Here is a 16927-nt window from a genome sequence, read left to right as displayed (position 1 = left end):
TACCGCAACGCGGGGTCAGATGACCCCGCGTTGGGTCCGGGTTTTTTGAGATTTAGCTATTCCTTTGGCCCGTGCCGCGTACTAGCGTAATGGGGTGCCCGAACTCCATTCCGCCGAAGGAACGTCCAAGAAGCCTGTGCCCGCCAACGAGACAGGGCCCACCAACCAGACAGAACCCGGCGCCGTGCCCGCCGCGCCGCGGTACGTGATTACCGCAGAGAACCTGACCAAGACGTACGGCGACGTCACCGCCGTCGACGGCATTTCCTTCAGCGTCCCGGCGGGGGAGTCCTTCGGGCTGCTCGGCCCCAACGGCGCGGGGAAGTCCACCACCATGAAAATGATCGGCGGGGTGTCCCAGCGGACCTCCGGGAACCTGACCATCATGGGGCTGGACCCCGAGCAGAACGGTCCCGAGGTGCGCGCACACCTGGGTGTGGTGCCGCAGCAGGACAACCTGGACGAGGAACTCAAGGTCCGGGACAACCTGCTGGTCTACGGACGCTACTTCGGCCTGCCCATGAGCTACCTCAAACCCAAGGCCGACGAACTGCTGGAGTTCGCGCAGCTGACGGATAAAGCCAAGTCCAAGGTGGATGCCCTGTCCGGCGGCATGAAGCGCCGCCTCACGATCGCGCGCTCACTCATCAACGAGCCCCGCATCCTGCTGCTCGACGAGCCCACCACGGGCCTGGACCCGCAGGCACGCCACATTCTCTGGGACCGGCTGTTCCGGCTGAAGGAGCAGGGCGTCACCCTCATCCTCACCACGCACTACATGGATGAGGCGGAGCAGCTCTGCGACCGGCTGATCGTGGTGGACAAGGGCCGGATCATGGCGGAAGGCTCACCGGCCGCGCTCATCCGGGACTACTCCACCCGCGAGGTCCTGGAGCTGAGGTTCGGGTCGGAGCGCAACGCCAGTATCGGTGCCGAGCTCGGGGGCATCGGCGAACGCCTGGAAACACTCCCGGACCGCGTGCTGATCTACACCCACGACGGCGAGGCGGCACTGGAGGAAGTCTCCGCGCGCGGGCTGCGGCCGCTGACCTCGCTGGTGCGCAGGTCCTCGCTGGAGGACGTGTTCCTCCGGCTCACCGGCAGGAGCCTCGTTGACTGAGCTGCCGACGGCGGGACGCACCCTGCGCGCCCACCCACCCGGGGTGTCGGCCGCCAAGGCGCGGCGCTGGGGCGCCTTCTACTACGCCGAGCAGGTCCTGCGCGTCATGAAGGGGTACGGCTGGTCCATCTTCCTGTACAGCGTGGGCCAGCCCGCGGCGTACCTGTTTGCGATGGGCGTCGGCCTGGCCACGCTGGTGGACACCAACACCGTCTCCGCGTTCGGCGGGGTGAGCTACATCGCCTTCATCGCCCCGGCGTTGCTGGTGTCCGCCGCGGTCATGACCGCAGCCAACGAGTTCACGTTCCCGGTCATGGACGGCTTCAAATGGCGCAGGGTCTACTACGGTCCGCACGCCTCCCCGCTGACCCCCGAGCAGATCGCTGCCGGGCAGATCATCGCGGTGACACTGCGGTTCCTGCTGCAGTCCGTCATCTACTTCGCCATCGTGGCCATGTTCGGCGCGTCACCCAGTGGCTGGGGATGGGGCTCCGTGCTGGTGGCAACCCTGGCCGGGCTCTCGTTCGGCCTGCCGCTCATGGCGTACGCGGCATCCATCAAGGAGGACAAGGGCCAGTTCGCCATGGTGATGCGGTTCATCGTCATGCCGCTGTTCCTGTTCTCCGGCACGTTTTTCCCGCTGGACACGCTGCCCGTCCTGGTCCGCTGGATCGGCTGGATCTCGCCCATCTGGCACGGCACGGAACTGGGCCGGGTGATGACCTTCGGCTACGAGGAATCCCCGGTGCTGACCATCATCCATGTCGTGTTCCTGCTGGCACTGGCCTGGTTCGGCTGGGTCCTCACCAAGCGCCAATTCGTCAGGAGGATGGGACAGTGACAGTCCTGACCCAGGGCCACGCCGTCACGGAGGAAGCCCGGAACCGGCGCTTCGGCCCGCTGTACTCGCGCAACGCCCGTGCGGTGATCGGGCGCGGGCTGATGGCCACCAAGAGCAGCAACTGGCTGGTCATGCTGTCCGGGTTCTTCGAGCCGGTGCTGTTCCTGATTTCGATGGGCGTCGGGATGGGCGCCGTGGTGGGCTCCGTCACCGGCCCGGGCGGGCAGGAGATCAGCTACGCGGCGTACATCGCACCGGCGCTCCTGGCGGTTTCGGCCATGAACGGGGCGGTGTACGACTCCACCTGGAACGTCTTCTTCAAGATGAACTTCGCCAGGCTCTACCAGGGGATGCTGTACACGTCGCTCGGCCCGCTGGACGTGGCCATCGGCGAGATCTTCCTGGCGCTGCTGCGCGGCCTGCTGTACGCCACCGGGTTCACGGCGGTCATGGGGCTGATGGGCCTGATCACCACCCCGTGGGCACTGCTGATGATTCCGGCCTCGGTGCTGATCGCCTTCGGGTTCGCCAGCTTCGGCATGGGCATCACCAGCTTCATGAAGACCTTCCAGCAGATGGACTGGGTGAACTTCATCATGCTGCCGATGTTCCTCTTCAGCGCCACCTTCTATCCGCTGAGCGTCTACCCCGAATACATCCAGTGGCTGATCCAGGCCATGCCGCTGTGGCACGGCGTGGAACTGCTGCGGCAGATCAGCGCTGCCGCCTTCACGCCGGCCACGGCCATCCACATCGGCTACTACCTGGTCATGATCGTCCTGGGCCTCATGCTCACCACCGGGAGGCTGCGGAGCCTGTTCCTGAAGTAGGCAGGTGTTCGCCGCCGGTGGAAGCGTCCTGGGGCGCTCCGGGGATTTGAGAGAATAGCTTCATGCAATCTCTGGGCAGCTCCAAGTCGTCATCCACCCCCGGCCGGGGCGGATTCTCCATGTTCCGCATCAGCGGTCCGGGCCTGCTGGTCCTGATCACCGCCTTCCTGGTGGCCGTGATCTTCGCCGCCAACCAGAACGACGTCGTCGGCTGGGTTGTTGCCGTCATCGCACTGTTCTGGCTGGCGCTCGCCTCCTTCGTGGTCTTCAGCATCCAGCGGGCGGCCAAGAAGGCCGGAGCCAAGATCAACGAGGCGCACAACGCGTTCAACGCCGCCACCGGCCGCGCACCCTCCACCGTCTCGGCCGACCACGGCGGTACCCGCCTGGTCCGTGAACGCGGCGAGGCGGAGGAGATCCGGGACATGAAGCTGGACCACTCCTTCAAGATCGTGCAGGTGCAGGTGCGCGTGGTGGAGCAGGAGCGCGCCAAGGGCGCAGCCGCGGACCAGGACACCATCCGCCGTGCCCTCGAGACCATCGAAATCACTGCCACCAACGCCCGTGACATGATCAAGTCGTCCGGCGGCTCCGGCGAGCCCGTGACCGGAACCATCATCGACTAGAGTGGAACGGGTGAGCTCGGCATTGAAGAAGGACCACCTTCGCATCGCAACAGTCAACGTCAACGGCCTCCGCGCTGCCTACAAAAAGGGCATGGCCGAATGGCTTGCGACCCGCGAAGTGGACATCCTGACACTGCAGGAAGTCCGGGCCCCTGACGCCATCGTGCGCCAGCTCATCGGCGAAGGCTGGCACATCCTGCACGCCGAAGCCGAGGCCAAGGGCCGCGCCGGCGTGGCCATCGCCTCCCGCGAGGAGCCCCTCGTCACCCGTGACCACATCGGCGATGACTACTTCGCCACGGCCGGCCGCTGGGTGGAGGCGGACTTCCGGGTCCGCGACGCCGAAGGCAACGCCTCCCAGCTGACCGTCGTGAGCGCCTACGTGCACCCCGGCGAGGCCGGCACCCCCAAACAGGAGGACAAATACCGCTTCCTGGATGTCATGAGCACGCGTCTGCCCGAGCTCACCAAGCACAGCGACCACGCCCTGGTCACCGGTGACCTGAACGTCGGCCACACCGAGCTGGACATCAAGAACTGGAAGGGCAACGTCAAGCGTGCCGGCTTCCTGCCGGAGGAGCGCGCCTACTTTGACCGCTTCTTCGGTGAGGAGATCGGCTGGAAGGATGTTCACAGGGGCCTGGCGGGCAACGTCAACGGCCCCTACACCTGGTGGTCGCAGCGCGGCCAGGCCTTCGACAACGACACTGGCTGGCGCATCGACTACCACCTGGCCACCCCCGCCCTCGCGGCCGCAGCAGTTTCGGCCGTCGTGGACCGGGCGCCCTCGTGGGACACCCGCTTCTCTGACCATGCCCCGCTGGTAGTGGACTACCGGCTCTAGTTCCTAAGGCTCCTGACGAATGACCTCCACCCCCACCGTGACCGACGCCGCAGCCGCGCAGCCCGAAGCAGCCAACGGCACCCCGCCAGAGGCCGGAATCCGGCACCGCATCCTCTCCGGCATGCAGCCTTCCGCCGACTCCCTGCACCTTGGCAACTACCTCGGCGCCCTGGTGAACTGGGTGCGGATGCAGGATGAGTACGACGCCATCTTCTTCATCCCGGACCTGCACGCGATCACCGTTCCCCAGGATCCCGCGGAGCTGGCCCGGCGGACGCGCGTCACGGCCGCGCAGTACATCGCCGGTGGCGTGGATGTGGACAAGTGCACCCTGTTCGTCCAGTCCCAGGTGCCCGAACACGCCCAGCTGGCCTGGGTCCTGAACTGCATCACGGGCTTCGGCGAAGCGTCCCGTATGACCCAGTTCAAGGACAAGGCGCTCCGGCAGGGCTCCGAGTACGCCAGTGTGGGGTTGTTCACCTACCCCATCCTGCAGGCCGCGGACATCCTGCTCTACCAGCCGCACGGCGTGCCGGTGGGGGAGGACCAGCGCCAGCACGTGGAACTCAGCCGCGACCTCGCCGCCCGGTTCAACACCCGGTTCGGCAACACCTTCACCGTTCCCGAGCCCTTCATCCAGAAGGAATCGGCCAAGATCTATGACCTGCAGCTGCCCACCGCCAAGATGTCCAAGTCCGCAGAGTCGCCCAACGGCCTGATCAACCTGCTCGATGACCCCAAGGTCATCGCCAAACGGATCAAGTCCGCCGTGACCGACGCGGAGACCGACATCCGGTTCGACCGGGAAACCAAGCCCGGAGTGTCGAACCTGCTGACCATCTACTCGGCCATCACCGGGCAGACCGTCGACCAGCTGGTGGCCGCCTACGAAGGCAAGATGTACGGCCACCTGAAGGTGGATCTGGCCGAGGTGGTGACCGAGCGGCTGACCCCCATCCGTGACCGCGCCAACGAACTCCTGGCGGACCCGGCCGAACTTGACCGGCTGCTTGCCCTGGGTGCCGACAAGGCCCGGGCGATCGCCTCTGCCACCCTCGCAGACGTCTATGCCAAGACCGGCTTCCTGCCATATGCCGGAGCCCGCTAGCAAGATGCCGGCCCCCAAGCCCGCCAACAGCGGAGTCAGCAACGGAATGAGCCTCGGCGTCATTCTGGCCTTCCCGCCTGAAATTGCCGAGGAACTGCAGCGGTGGCGGGCGTCCTTCGGGGATCCCATGGCCACCGTGATCCCGGCCCACATCACGCTCGTCACCACCACGCCCACGCACGACTGGGAAGCGGCCCGGGAGCACGTGCGGGAGGTGGCCCGGACGCAGGCCCCGTTCATGGTGACCATCTGCGGAACGGGGTCCTTCCGGCCCGTCTCCCCGGTGGTTTTCATCAAAGTCGAGGAGGGCTTCCAGGAGTGTGTTGACCTCCACGAAAAGCTCCAGACCGGACCGCTCGAACGTGAGCTGCCCTTTGCCTACCATCCCCATGTGACCATTGCCCACGACGTCGCCCCGGAGAGCCTCGATGAGGCGGAAACGGTGCTGAAAGACTACAGGGCCACCTTCCCGGTGGTTAGCATGGGACTCTACGAGCACGACACCGGCGGTATTTGGCAGCTACGGGAAGAGTTTGACTTTGGTACCGAACCAGACGACGAACGGGACGCCCTCCGAGCAACAAACGCCGACGGAGCCACCGCTCCCCACTGAGCGTGCCCAACTGAAGCTGGAGGTCATCCGCAAACAGGTGGAGTGGGGCAAAGCCCGGAGGTCCGGCCAGGGGACTTTCCCCCGGCTCATGGCCCTGGTCCAGTTCCTGCAGGCCCGGCTGAACGCCTTCCGCCCCATGCGGGCCTGGCAGCACTACACGCGGCAGCACGGCCCGCTGATGAGTGCCGGCACCGGCTTCAACATGTTCTTCTCCATTACCGGTCTGCTGGCCACCGGGTTCTCCATCGCAGGGCTGGCGCTGCGCGGCCAGCCGGCGCTCCTGGACCGGATTACCGCCAGCGTGGCCGAGAGTGCCCCCGGGCTGCTGAAGGTCAACGGCAGTGACGGGCTGGTGGACCCCAAGGATCTCCTGAACCCCGACGGTCTCGGCTGGACGGCAGTGATCGCCGCCGTCGTTACCGTCATTACGTCCCTGGGCTGGATCGCCGGACTCCGGGAGGGGCTCCGCGGAGTGATGATGCTGGGCCCGCGCAAGCTCAACCCCGTGGTCCTCAAACTGCACGACGCCGGAACGCTGCTGCTGCTCGGCGTCGCCCTGGTCATCAGCTCGGGTGCGTCCCTCGTGTTCGGTACCGCGGCGGGCTGGGCGATGGAGCAGCTCCGGCTGGACCCGGCCGTGGCGGGGCCGGTGGCGGCGCTGATCAAGATCGCCGTACCGCTGCTCCTGAACTGGATCACCGCGCTCATCATGTTCCGCCTGGCCGGCGGCCTGAAGCTCTCCCGGCAGGCGCTGCTGGAAGGAACCATCCTCGCCGGCGTCGGCACCACGGTCCTGCAGGTCTTCAGCACCGAACTGCTCGCCGGGGCCGGACGCAACCCCATCCTGGCACCGTTTGCCATCATCATCGGCCTGCTGATCTGGTTCAACCTGGTCAGCCAGGTCTACCTGGTTTCCGCGTCCTGGTCGGCCATCCGCGAGGAGGACCTGAAGGCCTCTCCGGCAGCCAAAACCACCGGCTGGGGGTCACGGCAGGTGCAGCCCGGAAAAACACCGGTGGAGCGGCGCCACCCGGCCGAGCACCCGCGCCCCGTGGGCGTCAGTGTCCGGCGTCGAGGTACTGGTCGGCCCACGCCGCGATAATCTTGGCCGCCCGCGCGGCCTGCCCCTTGCCGGTCAGCAGGTGGTCGCTGCCCTCCAGCGAGACGAAGTTCCGCGGGTGCCGGGCAGTCTGGAAGATCGTGCTGGCGTTCTCGATGCCCACGGTGTTGTCCGTGGGGGAGTGCAGGACCATCAGGGGCTTGTGCAGCCGCCGGATGCAGTCCGTGAGGTCGGCGTTCTCGAGATCCTCCACGAAGTGCCTGCGGATCTCTACGCGCTTGCCGCCCAGATCCACCTCGGCGCTGCCTTCGCTGAGGATCTTGTCGAGCGCCGCATCGAAGACGTGGGCGACATGTTTGGGGGAGAAGGGCGCCCCGACCGTGGCGACCGCATCGAGTTCCGGGATTTCAGACGCGGCCGCGAGTACGGCGGCGCCGCCGAAGGAATGCCCCACCAGAAGGGAGATGCCCCGGCCCTCTGCCCGCATGTACTCCGCCGCGCGGACGGTGTCCGCCACCTTGTGGCTGAAGGACCCTGCGGACCACTGCCCTGCGGAGCCGCCGAGGCCAACGTTGTCGAAGCGCAGCATGCCGATCCCGTTGTCGGCCAGGGCCTTGCACATCCGGGACGCCGCGGGGCTGTCCTTGCCCAGCGTGAAGCCGTGCGAAAAGACGCCCCATCCCTTCACCGGACCGTCCGGCACGTCGAGGATGCCGGACAGCAGTTCACCGGTGGTGCCTTCGAACGAGACTTTTTCGGAGCGGGACACGGCGTCCCCTTTCGTGTGATGCGAATGGCTTTGTTGGGAAAACGACGACGGCGCCGCCCACCGTACGTTTCCCGTACAGGGTGAGCGACGCCGTCGTCCGTTACGTCCGCTGGTAAACGGTGTTAGATCTTGCGGGCCAGAATGGCCTGCTTGACCTCTGCGATGGCCTGCGTGACCTGGATGCCGCGGGGGCACGCCTCGGAGCAGTTGAAGGTGGTGCGGCAGCGCCACACGCCTTCCTTGTCGTTGAGGATCTCCAGGCGCATGTCGCCGGCATCGTCACGGGAGTCGAAGATGAACCGGTGGGCGTTCACGATCGCTGCCGGGCCGAAGTACTGGCCATCGGTCCAGAACACCGGGCAGGAGGACGTGCACGCCGCGCACAGGATGCACTTGGTGGTGTCGTCGAAGCGCTCACGGTCCTCGGCGGACTGCAGGCGTTCCTTGGTGGGCTCGTGGCCCTTGTTGATGAGGAACGGCATGACCTCACGGAAGGACTGGAAGAACGGCTCCATGTCCACGATCAGGTCCTTCTCCACCGGCAGGCCCTTGATGGGCTCAACCGTGATGGGCTTGGACGTGTCCAGGTCCTTCAGCAGGGTCTTGCAGGCGAGGCGGTTGCGGCCGTTGATGCGCATGGCATCGGAACCGCAGACGCCGTGGGCGCAGGACCGGCGGAAGGAGACGCTGCCGTCCACGTCCCACTTGACCTTGTGCAGGGCGTCCAGCACGCGGTCGGTGCCGTACATCGTCAGCTTGAAGTCGTCCCAGTGGGCTTCGGCGGAAACCTCGGGGTCGTAGCGGCGCACGCGCAGGGTGATGTCGAACGTCGGGATTTCCCCGCCGCCGCCAACACCGGCGGGAAGTTCGATCTTGGAGGCTGGCTCAGCAAGTTCAGCGGACATATTAGTACTTCCTCACCATCGGCTCGTAGCGCGTAAAGACAACCGGCTTGGTGGCAAGCCGGACACCGGCGATTGCCTCCTCCGCGGAACCGTCGGCCGGTGCGTGGTCTTCTTTGTACGCCATGGAGTGCTTCATGAATTTTTCGTCGTCGCGGTCCGGGAAGTCCTCGCGGAAGTGGCCGCCGCGGGATTCCTCACGGTGCAGGGCAGCAACCGTCATGACCCTGGCCAGCTCCAGCAGGAAGCCGAGCTCAACGGCCTCCAGGAGGTCAAGGTTGAAGCGCTTGCCCTTGTCCTGGACGTTGATGCGCGTGTACCGCTCCTCGAAGGACTCGATGTCCTTCAGGACCTGGTTGAGCGTGTCTGCCGTGCGGAACACCTGCATGTTGGCGTCCATGGTGTCCTGCAGTTCCTTGCGGATCGCGGAGACCTTTTCGGTGCCGTTCGCGTTGCGGGCCACATCCAGCAGCTGGATGGTGAACGCTTCCGGGTTCTCCGGCAGCTCCACGAAGTCAGCCGTCTTGGCGTACTCTGCGGCGGCAATGCCGGCGCGCTTGCCGAACACGTTGATGTCCAGCAGGGAGTTGGTGCCCAGGCGGTTGGAGCCGTGCACGGAAACGCAGGCGACCTCGCCGGCAGCGTAGAGGCCCGGGACCACGGTGTCGTTGTCCTGCAGGACCTCGGTGGTGATGTTCGTCGGGATGCCGCCCATGGCGTAGTGCGCCGTCGGGAAGACGGGAACCGGCTCGGTGTAGGGCTCCACGCCGAGGTAGGTGCGGGCGAACTCGGTGATGTCGGGCAGCTTGGCGTCGATGTGGGCCGGCTCAAGGTGCGTCAGGTCAAGGAGCACGTAGTCCTTGTTCGGTCCGCAGCCGCGTCCTTCACGCACTTCGTTGGCCATGGAGCGGGCCACGATGTCACGCGGGGCGAGGTCCTTAATGGTCGGCGCGTAGCGCTCCATGAAGCGCTCACCCTCGGAGTTACGCAGGATGGCGCCTTCACCGCGGGCGGCTTCGGACAGGAGGATGCCCAGGCCTGCGAGGCCGGTCGGGTGGAACTGGAAGAACTCCATGTCCTCCAGGGGGATGCCGCGGCGGAACGCGATGCCCATGCCGTCACCGGTCAGGGTGTGGGCGTTGGAGGTGGTCTTGAAGACCTTGCCGGCGCCGCCGGAGGCGAACACGACGGACTTGGCCTGGAACACGTGCAGCTCGCCGGAGGCGAGGTCGTAGGACACGACGCCGGCAACGCGCTTCTGCTTGAACGGCGTGCCGTCCTCGCGTACTGCGTCTTCCTCCACGGTCAGGAGGTCCAGCACGTAGTACTCGTTGTAGAACTCAACGTTGTGCTTGACGCAGTTTTGGTAGAGGGTCTGGAGGATCATGTGGCCCGTGCGGTCGGCGGCGTAGCACGCGCGGCGCACCGGAGCCTTGCCGTGGTCACGGGTGTGGCCGCCGAAGCGGCGCTGGTCGATGCGGCCCTCGGGCGTGCGGTTGAACGGCAGGCCCATCTTTTCCAGGTCCAGTACCGCGTCGATGGCCTCTTTGGCCATGACCTCGGCGGCGTCCTGGTCAACCAGGTAGTCGCCGCCCTTAATGGTGTCGAAGGTGTGCCATTCCCAGTTGTCTTCCTCGACATTGGCCAAGGCTGCACACATGCCGCCCTGCGCCGCACCCGTGTGGGAGCGGGTGGGGTACAGCTTGGTCAGTACTGCTGTTCGCGCACGCTGACCGGACTCGATCGCGGCGCGCATCCCGGCGCCACCGGCACCGACGATGACGACGTCGTACTTATGGACCTGCATACCAGACGCTCTTTCTCTCAAAATTCGCAATAAAACAGCGGGCGCGGTCTGAGCCGTCTCCGCACAAAATTGCGGCCCGCCAATGGCTGGCGGGCCGCCACGGGATGCTACGCGGGGCAGAAGCCGCCGGGCAGCTGGACGCCGTCCACGACCGGGCACGGGTTGAAGGTGAAGATCACCAGGGTGCCGAGGATGATGATGACGGCGGAGGCTGCGTAGAGGACCATCTTGAGCCAGAAGCGGGTGGAGTCCTTCTCGGCGTAGTCGTTGATGATGGTGCGCACGCCGTTGGTGCCGTGCAGCATGGCGAGCCACAGCATGGCCAGGTCCCAGAACTGCCAGAACGGATCTGCCCACTTGCCGGCAACGAAGCCGAAGTCGATGGCGTGGATGCCCTCGCCCACCAGGAGGTTCACAATGAGGTGGCCGAAGATCAGCACAACCAGGACCACGCCGGAAAGACGCATGAACAGCCAGGCCAGCATTTCGAAGTTGCCGCGCGAGCTACCGTTGCGGCGGTACTTCGGGGCGATCTTGCCGGACTCGGGCTTGCCGCCGATCTGTCCGCTGCGCGGGGACTGGATCTCAGTTGCAGACATGGCTTAGTGACCTCCGAGCGCAAGGGACAGGTGGCGGATGGCGAAGGCGACCATGGTGACGACCCACAGGCCCAGCACCACCCAGAGCATCTGACGCTGGTACTTGGCGCCCTTCTTCCAGAAGTCGACGGCGATGATCCGCAGGCCGTTGAAGGCGTGGAACACGATCGCTGCGACGAGGCCCGTTTCACCCAGGGCCATCAGCGGGTTCTTGTAGGCGCCGATGACGGCGGTGTAGGCCTCAGGCGACACCCTCACCAGCGAGGTGTCCAGCACATGGACCAACAAGAAGAAAAAGATCACTACACCAGTAATGCGGTGTCCAACCCAAGACCACATGCCTTCACGGCCGCGGTACAAGGTGCCAGCTGGTTTCGTCGGCACTGAATAAACCTCCCTGCGACACAGCGGCGCTGGCGTGGGATCCACGCGGGGGGAACGCCTACTGCGAGAGCACTCGTAGCTCAGGCCTAAATCTAGGCTTCGCTCACAGCTTATTCAATTCAGGTGTCCCTTGCCCGCCACGTACTGTACGGATTTTCGGCAATTTTGAGACGAACACCACATGTGTTGCCACTGTATCCGCACCCCAGCTCCCGGCGAAAGGCCGCCTTGAGGCGCGTCGGCTAAAGTAGGCACTGATGAGTAACGACAAAGTGACAAGCCAGGATTCACCGCTCAGCCGTTTTATCGCTGTGATTCCTGCGGGCGGTGTGGGGACCCGCCTCTGGCCTCTGTCACGTGCAGCAGCTCCCAAATTCCTTCATGACCTCACCGGTTCAGGAAGCACGCTTCTGCGTGCCACCTACGACCGACTCGAACCGCTGGCCGGCAACCGCGTCCTCGTGGTTACCGGTGTGGCGCACCGTGCGGCCGTGTGCCGCCAGCTGCCCGAGGTCCAGGACGGCGACCTCGTGCTCGAGAGTGAACCGAAGGACTCCGGCGCCGCGATCGGCCTGGCCGCAGCCATCCTGCACCAGCGCGATCCGGACACCATCATGGGCTCCTTTGCCGCGGACCACGTGATCAGCCCCGACGGTCTCTTCCAGGACGCCGTACGGGAAGCCATCCACACCGCGGCGGCCGGCAAGATCGTGACCATCGGCATCAAGCCGACCCACCCGTCCACGGGCTTCGGCTATATCCGGTCCGGTAACTCGCTGCACATTCCCGGCGCGTCCAGCGCCCAGGCCGTAGTGGAGTTCGTGGAGAAGCCGGACGAGGACGTTGCCCAGCAGTACGTGGACAGCGGCGAGTACGTCTGGAACGCCGGCATGTTCGTGGCGCCCGTGTCCCTCATGCTCAAGCACCTGGAAGCGAACCAGCCCGAACTGTTCAACGGCCTGCAGGAAATCGCCGAGGCCTGGGACACGCCGCAGCGTGACGAAGTCACAGCCCGAATCTGGCCCACCCTGCCCAAGATCGCCATTGACTATGCAGTCGCCGAGCCCGCAGCGGCGGCCGGGGACGTCGCCGTAGTGCCCGGTTCCTTCCGCTGGGACGACGTCGGTGACTTCGCCTCCGTGGGCCGGCTCAACAGCGCCAAGGAAGTGGACGAGGTGACCGTCCTCGGTGAGGGCGCACGCGTTTTCACCGAAAACGCCAGCGGCGTGGTGGTCTCGGACACCAAGCGTGTCATCGCGCTGATCGGCATCAAGGACGTCGTCATCGTCGATACCCCGGATGCGCTGCTGGTCACCACCAAGCAGCACTCGCAGCGGGTGAAGCAGGCGGTGGACGCCCTGAAGGCCAGCGGCGACACCGACGTCCTCTAGCAGAACGTCTTCCTGCAGAACGTTCCAGGGGCCGGTGCACTTCAGTGCGCCGGCCCCTGCCGTTGTGCGCCCACCGGTCCTAAGTAGACCGGGGACGGCGAACACGTAACGCGGAGAAGGCGATGCCGCTAATTTTCCCGGCCTCGCTACAGTTGAGGTGTGCGCAATTACACTACTGAAGCTGAGCCCACCGCCCTGGTGGGGCCGTGGCTCGAGCCCCTGCTGCCGGAACTGATCGATTTTCGCCGTGACCTGCATGCGCACCCCGAACTGTCCTTCAGGGAATTCCGGACCACGGACAAACTGGTGGAGCGGCTGGAGGCTGCCGGCCTCGAGCCCCGCCGGCTCGAGGGCACCGGCCTGACCGTTGACATCGGCGAAGGCCCGATCGCCACGGCGCTGCGCGGTGACATTGACGCCCTGCCGATCATCGAGGAAACGGGACTGCCGTTCGCCTCGAAGAACCATGGCGTCACGCATGCCTGCGGCCACGACGTGCACACCACCACCATGCTGGGCATCGCCCTCGTGCTGCACCGCATGCACCAGGAGTCCCCGCTGGGCGGATCCGTGCGCATCATCTTCCAGCCTGCCGAGGAAACCATGCCCGGCGGGGCGCACTCCTGCATCGAGCAGGGCGTGCTGGAAGGCGTGCCCCGCATCCTGGCGCTGCACTGTGACCCGCGCATCGAAGTGGGCAAGATCGGCACCCGCATCGGCGCCATCACCTCGGCGTCGGACACCATCCGGATTGAACTGTCCGGCCGCGGCGGGCACACCTCGCGCCCGCACCTCACCGAGGAACTTGTTTTCGCGCTGGCGCAGATCGCCGTGAACGTGCCGGCCGTCCTCTCCCGCCGGGTGGATGTCCGCAGCGGCGTCTCCGTTGTGTGGGGGCACATCTCCGCGGGTTCGGCGCCCAACGCGATCCCCGGCACGGGGTACATGGCCGGAACCATGCGCTGCCTGGACCGCGACGCGTGGCACAGCGCCGGCGAACTGCTGGACGAAGTGGTGCACCAGGTGGCCGCGCCGTACGGCGTCGACGTGCGGCTGGAGCACACCCGGGGCGTTCCTCCGGTGGTCAACTCCGAGCACGAGACGGCGCTGATCGAGGCGGCCGCACGAGCCGAGATCGGCGAAGGCGCAGTAGTGCTGACGCCGCAGTCCATGGGCGGGGAGGACTTCGCCTGGTTCCTGGCCGAGCTGCCGGGGGCCATGATGCGCCTCGGCACCAAGACGCCCGGCGGCGAGGAGTACGACCTGCACCGCGGCGACTACATCCTGGACGAGCGGGCCCTCGGCTTCGGCATCCAGGTCCTCACCGCCGCAGCGCTCCGCACCATCCGCGATCTCTAGGCCCCGCAACGCCATAGCGCGAACTGGCAGCTGATCCCCTCAAATCCCTGGTTTGCGGGCATCAGCTGCCAGTTCGCGCTTTCCTTCCCGCCGGTAAGTTGTGCACAATTGAATTGCCCGCTACCGTTGTGGGTATGCCCGATGCTCCCCGTCTTGACCGCCAGGTGTGCTTTGCCCTCTATTCCGCGTCGCGGGCCGCCACCGCCGTCTACCGCCCGCTCCTGGAGGAACTGGGCCTGACGTACCCGCAGTACCTCGTCATGCTCGTGCTGTGGGAGAACGAGCCGCGCGGCGTGCGGGAACTGGGGGAGGAGCTGGGCCTCGACTCCGGAACCCTCTCGCCCCTCCTCAAGCGTCTCGAGGCGCTGGGCCTCGTGGAGCGGCGGCGCTCGGCGGAGGATGAGCGCCGCGTCGCCGTGCACCTGACCGGGGCAGGCAAGGCCCTCAGCAGCAAGGCCTCCGGCGTACCCCAACACCTTGCCGCCGCAGCGGGCCTGAGCCCCAGCGAACTTGACCAGCTGCGCGAAACCCTCGGCAAGCTCACAGCTGCCCTGCACGGTTCGCTTTAGGCAGCCCCCAAACCTCCCAACCGGAAGGAACACTTTGAAAACTCTCTACACAGCCGAGGCCCTCGCGTCCGGCGAAGGCCGCGACGGTTCCGCGCGCACCAAGGACGGCAAACTCGACGTCAACCTGGCCAGCCCGGTGGAGCTGGGCGGCAGCGGCCACGGCACCAACCCGGAGCAGCTGTTCGCTGCCGGCTATGCGGCCTGCTTCCACTCCGCCCTCCGCGTGGTGGGCCGGCAGGCAAAGGCAGACCTCACTGACTCCGCTGTCGCAGCCAAGATCCACTTCGGCGCCCTCGAGGACCGCGACGGCTACGGCCTCGCCGCCGAGCTGGAAGTCGCCCTCCCGGCACTGGACCGCGGTACCGCCGAGACGCTCATGGCCAAGGCGCACAGCATCTGCCCGTACTCCAATGTGACGCGCGGCAACATGGACGTCGCGCTCACGCTCGTGGAGTTCGCAGCGTGAGCGCCGGCGCAGCAACGGCATTGCCGGTGATCACCCGCGAGATCCAGCTGGCCTCGCGCCCGTCGGGACGGCCCGTCCCGGAAAACTTCAGGCTCGCCGAGACGGCCGTCCCGGCCCTCAAGGAGGGCCAGGTCCTGGTCCGGAACCTGTTCATCTCGGTGGACCCCTACATGCGCGGCCGCATGAACGACGCGAAATCCTATTCAGCGCCGTTCGCGCTGGACGAAGCGCTCGACGGCGGTGCGGTGGGCGAGGTGATCGCGTCCCGGTCCGATCAGCGCAAGGTGGGGGACGTCGTCGTACATCAACTCGGCTGGCGGGAGCATGCGGTGGTGGACGCGGAGCGGACTACCCCCGCGGACACAACCCTCGCCCCGGCCTCTGCCTTCCTGGGTGCGCTGGGCATGACCGGACTCACCGCGTACGCCGGTCTGCTGAAGGTGGCGGAGTTCAAGCCCGGGGACGCTGTTTTCGTCTCGGGGGCCGCCGGTGCGGTTGGCTCGCTCGCGGGACAGATCGCCAAGGCGATGGGAGCCTCAAAGGTAATTGGCAGTGCGGGCACACCGGAAAAAGTTGCCCGGCTGCTGGAACTGGGCTTCGATGCGGCGTTCAACTACCGCGATGCCCCGGTGCTGGACCAGCTGAAGGCCGCCGCGGGCAGCAACGGCATAGACGTGTACTTCGACAACGTTGGCGGTGACCAACTCGAGGCGGCGCTGTCCGTCCTGAACGTGGCCGGCCGCGTGGCCATGTGCGGCGCCATCGCCCAGTACAACTCGACGGAACCGCCGGCCGCGCCACGCAACCTGGCCGTGGCGATCGGCAAGCAGCTCACCCTGCGCGGGTTCCTGGTGGGCGGCCAGCGCCAGCATGCCGCCGAATTCGCCGGGCGGATGGCCGGCTGGCTCGCCGACGGGACCGTCCGGTACGACGAGACCATAGTCGACGGCCTGGAGAACGCACCGCAGGCCTTCATGGACATGCTCGACGGCGGGAACACCGGGAAGATGCTCGTCCGGCTCTAGCCCGTGCAACGGCCGTCACCCCCGAGCGCGAACGGACACTTAATCTCCTACCCCAGGGGCCACAGGTGTGCGTTCGCGCTCGACGCGTTAACGGGACATGCCACAGGACACTAAAGTGGGGTCATGAGTGCGCTTCGGCGCACCCGGGTGCCGGCCAGCGGCATCCAGTACGCCAAGGGGTGACGGCCGTGCAGAACGACGCCAACGAAACGGGCGCCAACATCGACTGGACGGCCCTGGAAGCCGCCGCGCTCGACGCCATGAAGTCCGCCTACGCGCCCTACTCGAACTTTCCGGTGGGGGCCGCGGCCTTCACGGCGGACGGCCGGATAGTGAGCGGCTGCAACGTGGAAAACGCCAGCTACGGCCTGACCCTGTGCGCCGAGTGCGTCCTCGTGGGGAACCTGCAGATGACCGGCGGCGGCCTGCTGCGCGCCTTCTACTGCGTCGACGGCGGCGGCAACGTGCTCATGCCCTGCGGACGCTGCCGGCAGCTGCTGCACGAGTTCCGGGCACCCGGCATGGAGCTGATGACCACGCAGGGGATCAAGACCATGGACCAGGTGCTGCCCGACGCATTTGGCCCCGAACACCTGGAGGGAACCCGGTGACAC

General features: G+C 66.3%; 19 protein-coding genes. 14 read left to right on the top strand and 5 right to left on the bottom strand.

Features of this window, described 5'->3' with window-relative positions; all coding sequences use genetic code 11:
• Window positions 1–184 precede the first annotated feature (184 nt).
• From ARGLB_RS01600 to ARGLB_RS01565, 8 genes are all read left to right on the top strand, one after another.
• Window positions 185–1120, top strand: coding sequence for an ABC transporter ATP-binding protein (locus tag ARGLB_RS01600; protein WP_050934220.1), 936 nt, complete (start codon window positions 185–187; stop codon window positions 1118–1120).
• Window positions 1113–1961, top strand: coding sequence for an ABC transporter permease (locus ARGLB_RS01595; protein ID WP_003798116.1), 849 nt, complete (start codon window positions 1113–1115; stop codon window positions 1959–1961). Before ARGLB_RS01600 ends, ARGLB_RS01595 begins: the two co-directional genes overlap by 8 nt.
• Entirely contained in the window at window positions 1958–2791 is an 834-nt protein-coding gene (locus ARGLB_RS01590; RefSeq protein WP_003798112.1) for an ABC transporter permease, read from the top strand. The genes ARGLB_RS01595 and ARGLB_RS01590 overlap by 4 nt, the downstream gene beginning before the upstream one ends.
• Before the next feature lie 62 nt (window positions 2792–2853).
• Window positions 2854–3417: a hypothetical protein gene (locus ARGLB_RS01585; protein WP_003798109.1), complete on the top strand. Its 564-nt coding sequence runs from the start codon at window positions 2854–2856 to the stop codon at window positions 3415–3417.
• Window positions 3418–3427: 10 nt separating this feature from the next.
• A complete protein-coding gene (locus ARGLB_RS01580) occupies window positions 3428–4261 on the top strand; it encodes an exodeoxyribonuclease III (RefSeq protein ID WP_043417661.1) in 834 nt (277 codons plus the stop codon).
• 19 nt (window positions 4262–4280) lie between these two features.
• The gene (gene trpS, locus ARGLB_RS01575) at window positions 4281–5369 is read left to right on the top strand and encodes a tryptophan--tRNA ligase (protein ID WP_003798104.1); all 1089 of its coding nucleotides are present in this window, start codon (window positions 4281–4283) and stop codon (window positions 5367–5369) included.
• A 4-nt stretch (window positions 5370–5373) separates the two neighbouring features.
• A complete protein-coding gene (locus ARGLB_RS01570) occupies window positions 5374–5982 on the top strand; it encodes a 2'-5' RNA ligase family protein (RefSeq protein WP_003798102.1) in 609 nt (202 codons plus the stop codon).
• 37 nt (window positions 5983–6019) lie between these two features.
• Window positions 6020–7084, top strand: coding sequence for a YihY/virulence factor BrkB family protein (locus ARGLB_RS01565; protein WP_003798100.1), 1065 nt, complete (start codon window positions 6020–6022; stop codon window positions 7082–7084).
• Here the strand turns inward: ARGLB_RS01565 and ARGLB_RS01560 are convergent.
• The 5 genes from ARGLB_RS01560 to sdhC all read right to left on the bottom strand — a co-directional run bounded on the left by ARGLB_RS01560 (window position 7041) and on the right by sdhC (window position 11503).
• Window positions 7041–7811 carry an alpha/beta hydrolase family protein gene (locus ARGLB_RS01560; RefSeq protein WP_003798098.1) on the bottom strand — a complete coding sequence of 257 codons (771 nt, stop codon included), beginning with the start codon at window positions 7809–7811 and terminating at the stop codon, window positions 7041–7043. The two genes, ARGLB_RS01565 and ARGLB_RS01560, sit on opposite strands and share 44 nt — an antisense overlap.
• Before the next feature lie 122 nt (window positions 7812–7933).
• A complete protein-coding gene (locus tag ARGLB_RS01555; protein WP_003798097.1) occupies window positions 7934–8716 on the bottom strand; it encodes a succinate dehydrogenase iron-sulfur subunit in 783 nt (260 codons plus the stop codon).
• A gap of 1 nt (window position 8717) precedes the next feature.
• Entirely contained in the window at window positions 8718–10520 is a 1803-nt protein-coding gene (sdhA, locus tag ARGLB_RS01550; protein ID WP_003798095.1) for a succinate dehydrogenase flavoprotein subunit, read from the bottom strand.
• Window positions 10521–10627: 107 nt separating this feature from the next.
• Window positions 10628–11119, bottom strand: a complete 492-nt coding sequence (locus tag ARGLB_RS01545) for a succinate dehydrogenase hydrophobic membrane anchor subunit (RefSeq protein WP_003798094.1) — start codon at window positions 11117–11119, stop codon at window positions 10628–10630.
• A gap of 3 nt (window positions 11120–11122) precedes the next feature.
• Entirely contained in the window at window positions 11123–11503 is a 381-nt protein-coding gene (gene sdhC, locus ARGLB_RS01540) for a succinate dehydrogenase, cytochrome b556 subunit (protein ID WP_076798412.1), read from the bottom strand.
• 257 nt (window positions 11504–11760) lie between these two features.
• Here sdhC and ARGLB_RS01535 point away from each other — a divergent pair, with 257 nt between their 5' ends.
• From ARGLB_RS01535 to ARGLB_RS01510, 6 genes are all read left to right on the top strand, one after another.
• Window positions 11761–12894 carry a mannose-1-phosphate guanylyltransferase gene (locus ARGLB_RS01535; RefSeq protein WP_003798089.1) on the top strand — a complete coding sequence of 378 codons (1134 nt, stop codon included), beginning with the start codon at window positions 11761–11763 and terminating at the stop codon, window positions 12892–12894.
• A gap of 159 nt (window positions 12895–13053) precedes the next feature.
• Window positions 13054–14253, top strand: a complete 1200-nt coding sequence (locus tag ARGLB_RS01530) for an amidohydrolase (protein WP_003798088.1) — start codon at window positions 13054–13056, stop codon at window positions 14251–14253.
• A gap of 134 nt (window positions 14254–14387) precedes the next feature.
• Window positions 14388–14822, top strand: a complete 435-nt coding sequence (locus tag ARGLB_RS01525) for a MarR family winged helix-turn-helix transcriptional regulator (protein ID WP_003798086.1) — start codon at window positions 14388–14390, stop codon at window positions 14820–14822.
• A gap of 34 nt (window positions 14823–14856) precedes the next feature.
• Window positions 14857–15288, top strand: coding sequence for an organic hydroperoxide resistance protein (locus ARGLB_RS01520; RefSeq protein ID WP_003798085.1), 432 nt, complete (start codon window positions 14857–14859; stop codon window positions 15286–15288).
• On the top strand, window positions 15285–16313 hold the full coding sequence (locus ARGLB_RS01515; RefSeq protein ID WP_003798083.1) for an NADP-dependent oxidoreductase: 1029 nt from the start codon (window positions 15285–15287) through the stop codon (window positions 16311–16313). The genes ARGLB_RS01520 and ARGLB_RS01515 overlap by 4 nt, the downstream gene beginning before the upstream one ends.
• A gap of 179 nt (window positions 16314–16492) precedes the next feature.
• Window positions 16493–16924, top strand: a complete 432-nt coding sequence (locus tag ARGLB_RS01510) for a cytidine deaminase (RefSeq protein ID WP_003798079.1) — start codon at window positions 16493–16495, stop codon at window positions 16922–16924.
• Window positions 16925–16927 lie beyond the last annotated feature (3 nt).

It is taken from the genome of Arthrobacter globiformis NBRC 12137, from assembly GCF_000238915.1.
Taxonomy (GTDB): Bacteria; Actinomycetota; Actinomycetes; order Actinomycetales; family Micrococcaceae; genus Arthrobacter; species Arthrobacter globiformis.
This window is presented reverse-complemented; position numbering and strand designations above follow the sequence as displayed.

Bases quoted from the DNA above. Each gene is read 5' to 3' on its own strand.
- ARGLB_RS01570 (WP_003798102.1), top strand. From the start codon at position 5,374: ATGCCGGCCCCCAAGCCCGCCAACAGCGGAGTCAGCAACGGAATGAGC.
- ARGLB_RS01545 (WP_003798094.1), bottom strand. From the start codon at position 11,119: ATGTCTGCAACTGAGATCCAGTCCCCGCGCAGCGGACAGATCGGCGGC.
- ARGLB_RS01555 (WP_003798097.1), bottom strand. From the start codon at position 8,716: ATGTCCGCTGAACTTGCTGAGCCAGCCTCCAAGATCGAACTTCCCGCC.
- ARGLB_RS01525 (WP_003798086.1), top strand. From the start codon at position 14,388: ATGCCCGATGCTCCCCGTCTTGACCGCCAGGTGTGCTTTGCCCTCTAT.
- ARGLB_RS01585 (WP_003798109.1), top strand. From the start codon at position 2,854: ATGCAATCTCTGGGCAGCTCCAAGTCGTCATCCACCCCCGGCCGGGGC.
- ARGLB_RS01535 (WP_003798089.1), top strand. From the start codon at position 11,761: ATGAGTAACGACAAAGTGACAAGCCAGGATTCACCGCTCAGCCGTTTT.
- sdhA (WP_003798095.1), bottom strand. From the start codon at position 10,520: ATGCAGGTCCATAAGTACGACGTCGTCATCGTCGGTGCCGGTGGCGCC.
- trpS (WP_003798104.1), top strand. From the start codon at position 4,281: ATGACCTCCACCCCCACCGTGACCGACGCCGCAGCCGCGCAGCCCGAA.